At 53.9% G+C, this 6,712-nt stretch carries 5 protein-coding genes; 3 read left to right on the top strand and 2 right to left on the bottom strand.

Annotated elements, in window-relative coordinates:
• The first annotated feature begins 439 nt into the window (after window positions 1-439).
• Window positions 440-2,029 (top strand): bifunctional phosphoribosylaminoimidazolecarboxamide formyltransferase/IMP cyclohydrolase, encoded by a 1,590-nt coding sequence (gene purH / locus C7B16_RS20650; RefSeq protein WP_085449481.1) that lies wholly within the window; start codon window positions 440-442, stop codon window positions 2,027-2,029.
• Window positions 2,030-2,040: 11 nt separating this feature from the next.
• The gene (gene purD / locus C7B16_RS20645) at window positions 2,041-3,330 is read left to right on the top strand and encodes a phosphoribosylamine--glycine ligase (RefSeq protein ID WP_107180080.1); all 1,290 of its coding nucleotides are present in this window, start codon (window positions 2,041-2,043) and stop codon (window positions 3,328-3,330) included.
• Here the strand turns inward: purD and zraR are convergent.
• Both zraR and zraS read right to left on the bottom strand, forming a co-directional pair.
• A complete protein-coding gene (gene zraR / locus C7B16_RS20640; RefSeq protein ID WP_107180079.1) occupies window positions 3,327-4,652 on the bottom strand; it encodes a sigma-54-dependent response regulator transcription factor ZraR in 1,326 nt (441 codons plus the stop codon). The genes purD and zraR overlap by 4 nt on opposite strands.
• A complete protein-coding gene (gene zraS, locus C7B16_RS20635; RefSeq protein WP_107180078.1) occupies window positions 4,649-6,046 on the bottom strand; it encodes a two-component system sensor histidine kinase ZraS in 1,398 nt (465 codons plus the stop codon). The genes zraR and zraS overlap by 4 nt, the downstream gene beginning before the upstream one ends.
• Before the next feature lie 237 nt (window positions 6,047-6,283).
• Between zraS and zraP the strand changes: the two genes are divergently transcribed.
• Entirely contained in the window at window positions 6,284-6,712 is a 429-nt protein-coding gene (gene zraP, locus C7B16_RS20625) for a zinc resistance sensor/chaperone ZraP (protein ID WP_000828219.1), read from the top strand.

Here is a 6,712-nt window from a genome sequence, read left to right as displayed (position 1 = left end):
GTGGCGTATATTACGCTTTCCTCTTTCAGAGTCAACCCTGAATTTCAGGATTTTTTCTCTTCAACCGAACCGGCTGTTTGTGTGAAGTGATTCACATCCGCCGTGTCGATGGAGGCGCATTATAGGGTGTTCTCCGTAGGCCGCAATAGAAAAATTGCAAAAAAATGACTGACTGCTGCATTCCCCAGCAAAACCCCGCTTTATACCTTTTTACACACAGAGTTATCCACAATCATCAGCGTTATTTCTGTATTCCTGAACCGCTAATGGCAATCAAAATCGAGATCACCATCGAAACAAAAAAATTCGCGAGCGTTGCGCAAACGTTTTCGTTACAATGCGGGCGAAAAATAAAGATGCCCCGTTAGGGGCGTTAGCTGAGTTTTTTGCGAAAATTCAGCTAACGCTCTCTGTAATAGTCAAATCCAGGGGATTTACCATGCAACAACGTCGTCCAGTCCGCCGCGCTCTGCTCAGTGTTTCTGACAAAGCCGGTATCGTCGAATTCGCCCAGGCACTTTCTGCACGCGGTGTGGAGCTGCTGTCTACAGGGGGCACTGCCCGTCTGTTAGCAGAAAAAGGCCTGCCGGTGACCGAAGTTTCCGATTACACCGGTTTCCCGGAGATGATGGATGGACGCGTGAAGACCCTGCATCCAAAAGTGCACGGCGGTATTCTGGGCCGTCGCGGTCAGGACGATGCCATTATGGAAGAACATCAGATCCAACCTATCGATATGGTGGTCGTTAACCTGTACCCATTCGCCCAGACCGTGGCCCGTGAAGGCTGCTCACTGGAAGATGCGGTTGAGAACATCGATATCGGCGGCCCAACCATGGTGCGCTCCGCCGCCAAGAATCATAGAGATGTCGCTATCGTTGTTAAGAGCAGCGACTATGACGCTATTATTGAAGAGATGGATGCCAACGAAGGTTCTCTGACTCTCGATACCCGTTTCGACCTCGCCATCAAAGCCTTCGAACATACCGCCGCCTATGACAGCATGATCGCCAACTACTTCGGTAGCATGGTTCCGGCTTATCACGGCGAGAGTAAAGAAGCGGCTGGCCGCTTCCCGCGCACACTTAACCTGAACTTCATTAAGAAGCAGGATATGCGCTACGGTGAAAACAGCCACCAGCAAGCTGCCTTCTATATAGAAGAGAATGTGAAAGAAGCCTCCGTTGCCACCGCAATCCAGGTTCAGGGTAAAGCCCTTTCCTATAACAACATCGCTGATACCGATGCGGCGCTGGAATGCGTGAAAGAATTTGCGGAGCCAGCCTGTGTGATTGTGAAGCACGCTAACCCCTGCGGTGTCGCCATCAGCAGCACGATCCTTGATGCTTACGATCGCGCGTATAAAACCGACCCAACCTCCGCATTCGGCGGCATTATCGCTTTTAACCGTGAGCTGGATGCTGAAACCGCGCAGGCTATTATCTCCCGTCAGTTTGTTGAAGTGATCATTGCGCCGTCCGCCAGCGAAGAAGCCCTGAAAATCACCGCCGCCAAACAGAACGTGCGCGTCCTGACCTGTGGTCAGTGGGGCGAGCGTGTTCCGGGCCTCGATTTCAAACGCGTGAATGGCGGTTTGCTGGTTCAGGATCGCGATCTGGGCATGGTTGGCGCAGAAGAACTGCGCGTGGTGACTAAACGCCAGCCGACCGAGCAGGAACTACGTGATGCGCTGTTCTGCTGGAAGGTGGCGAAGTTCGTGAAATCCAACGCCATCGTCTATGCCAAAAACAATATGACCATCGGGATTGGCGCGGGCCAGATGAGCCGCGTGTACTCCGCGAAAATCGCCGGTATTAAAGCCGCCGATGAAGGTCTGGAAGTGAAAGGTTCCTCGATGGCTTCTGACGCGTTCTTCCCGTTCCGCGACGGTATTGATGCCGCCGCCGCTGCGGGCGTGACCTGCGTAATCCAGCCTGGCGGTTCTATCCGCGATGACGAAGTGATTGCTGCCGCCGACGAGCACGGTATTGCGATGCTCTTCACCGACATGCGCCACTTCCGCCATTAATGGAGCGACAGATGAAAGTATTAGTGATTGGTAACGGCGGGCGCGAACACGCGCTGGCCTGGAAAGCGGCGCAATCGCCGCTGGTTGAGACCGTATTTGTCGCACCAGGTAATGCGGGAACGGCGCTGGAACCTGCGCTGCAAAACGTCGCTATCGGCGTGACCGATATCCCGGCGCTGCTGGATTTCGCGCAAAACGAAAAGATCGACCTAACCATCGTCGGCCCGGAAGCACCGCTGGTGAAAGGCGTGGTTGATACCTTCCGCGCCGCTGGGCTGAAAATCTTCGGCCCAACCGCAGGTGCCGCACAACTGGAAGGCTCGAAAGCATTTACTAAAGATTTCCTGGCCCGCCATAAGATCCCTACGGCGGAATACCAGAACTTCACCGAAGTAGAACCTGCATTAGCGTATCTGCGTGAGAAAGGCGCACCGATCGTTATCAAAGCGGACGGTCTGGCCGCCGGGAAAGGTGTTATTGTGGCGATGACACTGGAAGAAGCTGAAGCGGCTGTTCACGATATGCTGGCGGGCAACGCTTTTGGCGACGCGGGTCATCGCATTGTGATCGAAGAGTTCCTCGACGGCGAAGAAGCGAGCTTTATCGTCATGGTGGACGGCGAACATGTGCTGCCAATGGCCACCAGCCAGGATCACAAACGCGTAGGCGATAAAGATACCGGGCCGAACACCGGCGGGATGGGTGCTTACTCTCCTGCGCCAGTGGTGACCGATGAAGTTCATCAGCGCACGATGGAACGCATCATCTGGCCAACCGTAAAAGGCATGGCGGCGGAAGGCAACACCTACACCGGTTTTCTCTACGCGGGTTTGATGATCGACAAACAGGGTAATCCGAAGGTTATCGAGTTTAACTGCCGCTTTGGCGATCCGGAAACCCAGCCGATTATGCTGCGCATGAAGTCCGATCTGGTTGAACTCTGCCTGGCGGCCTGTGAAGGCAAGCTGAACGAGAAAACGTCCGAGTGGGATGAACGTGCTTCTCTCGGCGTGGTGATGGCTGCGGGTGGATATCCAGGGGATTACCGCACCGGCGATGTGATCCACGGCCTGCCGCTGGAAGAAGTGGAAGACGGCAAAGTGTTCCATGCGGGTACGAAACTGGCAGATGACGAGCAGGTGATCACCAGCGGCGGGCGCGTACTGTGCGTCACCGCGCTGGGTCATACCGTGGCAGAAGCGCAGAAACGCGCTTATGCCTTAATGACCGATATCCACTGGGATGATTGCTTCTGCCGGAAAGATATTGGCTGGCGCGCCATCGAACGCGAGCAGAACTAACGCGACAGTTTTGCCAATAGCGTTTTGCGCGTGATCCCTAACTGGCGGGCGGCTTCGGTTTTGTTGCCGCCCGTTTTCTCCAGCGCCGCCAGAATCACCTCCTTTTCCACTTCCACCAGCGGCTGAATATCCTGACTTTGCACCAGCGGAATCGACGTACTGGCAATCGCCAGCGGCAGCTCGCGTTCGGAAATATATTCCCCGGTCAGTAGCACCACCGCCCGTTCCACTGCGTTTTCCAGTTCACGAATATTCCCCGGCCAGTCGTAGTGAATTAGCAGATCCATCGCCTGCGGCGTAAAGCCTTTTACCGCCTTGCGATTACGTTCAGCAAAGCGCTGCAGAAAATGATCTGCCAACAGAGGAATATCTTCCCGCCGTTGACGTAGCGCCGGCACTTCAATCGCCACCACGTTCAGTCGATAGTAGAGATCCTGGCGAAAACGCCCGGCATTCACCTCTGCGGCAAGATCGCGATGGGTCGCGGCAATCAGCCGGACATCGACAGAAATAGTCTGGTTGCTGCCAACACGCTGGACTTCACGCTCCTGAATGGCACGCAGCAGACGAACCTGCATCATTGGAGAAATATCGCCAATTTCATCGAGAAACAACGTGCCGCCGTCCGCCTCAACAAAGCGCCCTTCCGGCCGTTTATCGGCACCGGTAAACGCCCCTTTTTCATGACCGAACAATTCGGACTCCAGTAAGGATTCGTTGAGTGCCGCACAGTTGAGCGTTACCAGCGGTTTTTCACTACGTGCGCTACTGGCGTGAATTGCTCTGGCAACCAACTCTTTGCCAGTGCCAGAATCGCCGTGGATCAACACCGTGGCTTCCGATGGTGCGACGAGGGCTATTTCACTGAGTAAGTGTTGCATCGCCGGGCTTTTCCCAACCATCCCAAACTGGCTGGCTAGCACGGTAGGCGTTTCAGAAGCGACAATCTGCGTATGAGCAAGCGCCTTTTCCAGCGTTGCCTGCAAGTTATCGAAATCCAGCGGCTTGATGAGATAATCCAGTGCCCCGGTTTTCAGCGCTTCTACCGCCGTCTCGACGCTGGAGTAAGCGGTCATAATCAGCACCGGAATTGCCGGATTTAACGCTTTAATCTCTTTCAGCGTGGCGATGCCGTCCATCTCCGCCATTCGCACATCGCAAAGCACAAGATCAAAAACCTGTTCCCGCACCTGCTCCAGCGCCTGTCGCCCGCTGTTCGTCAGCGCGACGTTATAGCCCCAGCCACGTAGCAATGCCTGCAAGATGGTGCAGTGGCTAATGTCATCATCCACCACCAGAATATCGATGTTATCGTGCTTCATCCTTGTGGGTCCTTACGATTAATATTCACCGGAAGCCAGAGGGTGAATGTTGCACCTTTCCCCTCCTGGCTGGCGACCTGAATTGTACCACCGTGTTGTTCAACAATATTATGCACAACCGCCAGCCCCAGCCCGGTGCCTTCGGCTTTGGTGGTGAAGTACGGGGTGAAGATAGCCTCCAGTTGATCTGCCTCAATTCCCTTACCGCTGTCGGTAACGTTAATTTTCACGCCATTGCCGCTTTCACTTGCCGTCACACTAATCACGCCATGCTCACCAATAGCCTGAATAGCATTGAGATAAAGATTTAACAGTACCTGAGTCAGTCTGTCCGGGTCGGCCTGAATTTCCGGCAACCCGTTGTTAGCGTTAAAGCACAACTGTATCTCACGACTCTGAGCGTCCTGGCTCACCAGTTGTAATGAATGGTTAATCAGGGTATTGAGCTCCACCGCCTGCAAAGCAAGGTGCGTTGGCTTGACCAGTTCCAGCAGTTCGCTCACCACGCGATTCAAACGGTCGGCTTCTTTCGCCATCACCTGCGCCAGTTGATGCGCTTCGCCCCCCGCGGGCGTGCGCTCGGCAAAATATTTCGCCAGTCCTTTAATCGATGAAAGTGGGTTACGGATTTCGTGGGCGACGCCTGCCGCCAGATGCCCCAGCGCCACCAGCTTCTCTTTGCGCTTCATTTCATCCTGCAATAACTGGCGCGAGCGAAGGTAACGGCGATACCAGAAGAATGACAACACGCTCGCCAGCAATACCGTCGCCAGAGCAAAGAGAATAATCAGGGTATTGCGCTTCTCCCCAATCTGGGTTGCAACCAGATCACTGGCATCAACAGCGATAAAAATAGCCTGTTGTGCATCTGCCTGTGGTTCAGGTTTGCCGTTACAGCGCGGCATATTATGCATCCCATGCCTCCAGGAGGCTGACATGGGCTGAAACAAACGATAGACCTCAAGCGCAGGCGTTTTTTCCGCGTCCTCAAGCAGTCGCCAGCGGGAGTTTTCCTCTGGCTTTAACTGCCGCATTTCATCAGGCGAATAGAGTGCACGCCCGACCATTTCTGGGTCACTGTGAAGAATGATAATGCCCTGCGCATCGGTGACCGCAAACCACAACACCCCTGGCTGGCCTGCCATCTCTTCCAGAAGTGCCTGTTGCTGCACATGGTGCATTCGCATCCCCATCCCTACGCGACTTCCTGACTCCAGAGCGCGAATGAGCACATTACCTTTTTCCAGTAATGCCTGGCGGTCAGCCTCGCTTGCCCGCCCATAATCGCGAATCACCGTCACCGCAAACAATCCCACCAGCCCAACAATGACTACGGGGAGGATCGCGCTTAACCATTTGGCTAATGTGTCTTTAGAACGTTGCATAAAACGCATCTTCTTCTTTGCCTGTTCATCCCTTTTTGACAGCACAAATCATGCCATCTTTTATTGCCCCCTACCCTGCGCTGTAACACAAACGCTTATCTTTCAATGAGTAAAAATGACTCGCTACCCACCACAATCGGGTCATTTTTACTCGCTAACCGCGCCAGATTGCCCGTTACATCGGTGTTTCATCGTTGGCACGAAAGATGCAATACGTAAAGTAAGACAACCACTGGAGGATTAACCATGAAACGGAACACGAAGATTGCCCTGGTGATGATGGCGTTTTCAGCAATGGCGATAGGCTCAACAACTGCATTTGCCCACGGCGGACACGGTATGTGGCAGCAAAATGCAGCGCCTTTGACCAGCGAACAACAAACTGCGTGGCAGAAAATCCATAATGACTTTTACGCCCAAAGCAGCGCGCTGCAACAACAACTGGTGACGAAGCGTTATGAATACAACGCCCTGTTAGCCGCTAATCCACCGGATAGCAGCAAAATTAACGCAGTCGCCAAAGAGATGGAGACTTTACGTCAGTCATTAGATGAATTGCGAGTTAAACGGGATATTGCGATGGCTGAAGCGGGTATTCCACGCGGTGTCGGAATGGGCATGGGTTACGGTGGCTGCGGAGGTGGTGGCGGCCATATGGGTATGGGCCACTGGTAA

Origin of the sequence: Escherichia sp. 20412-1 (assembly GCF_003027595.1) — a bacterium.
Classification (GTDB): domain Bacteria; phylum Pseudomonadota; class Gammaproteobacteria; order Enterobacterales; family Enterobacteriaceae; genus Escherichia; species Escherichia marmotae.
The sequence above is the reverse complement of the archived record's forward strand: the minus strand, read 5'-3'. Positions and strand labels throughout refer to the sequence as shown.

Coding starts and splice junctions, on each gene's coding strand:
- purH (WP_085449481.1), top strand. CDS start 440: ATGCAACAACGTCGTCCAGTCCGCCGCGCTCTGCTCAGTGTTTCTGAC.
- purD (WP_107180080.1), top strand. CDS start 2,041: ATGAAAGTATTAGTGATTGGTAACGGCGGGCGCGAACACGCGCTGGCC.
- zraR (WP_107180079.1), bottom strand. CDS start 4,652: ATGAAGCACGATAACATCGATATTCTGGTGGTGGATGATGACATTAGC.
- zraS (WP_107180078.1), bottom strand. CDS start 6,046: ATGCGTTTTATGCAACGTTCTAAAGACACATTAGCCAAATGGTTAAGC.
- zraP (WP_000828219.1), top strand. CDS start 6,284: ATGAAACGGAACACGAAGATTGCCCTGGTGATGATGGCGTTTTCAGCA.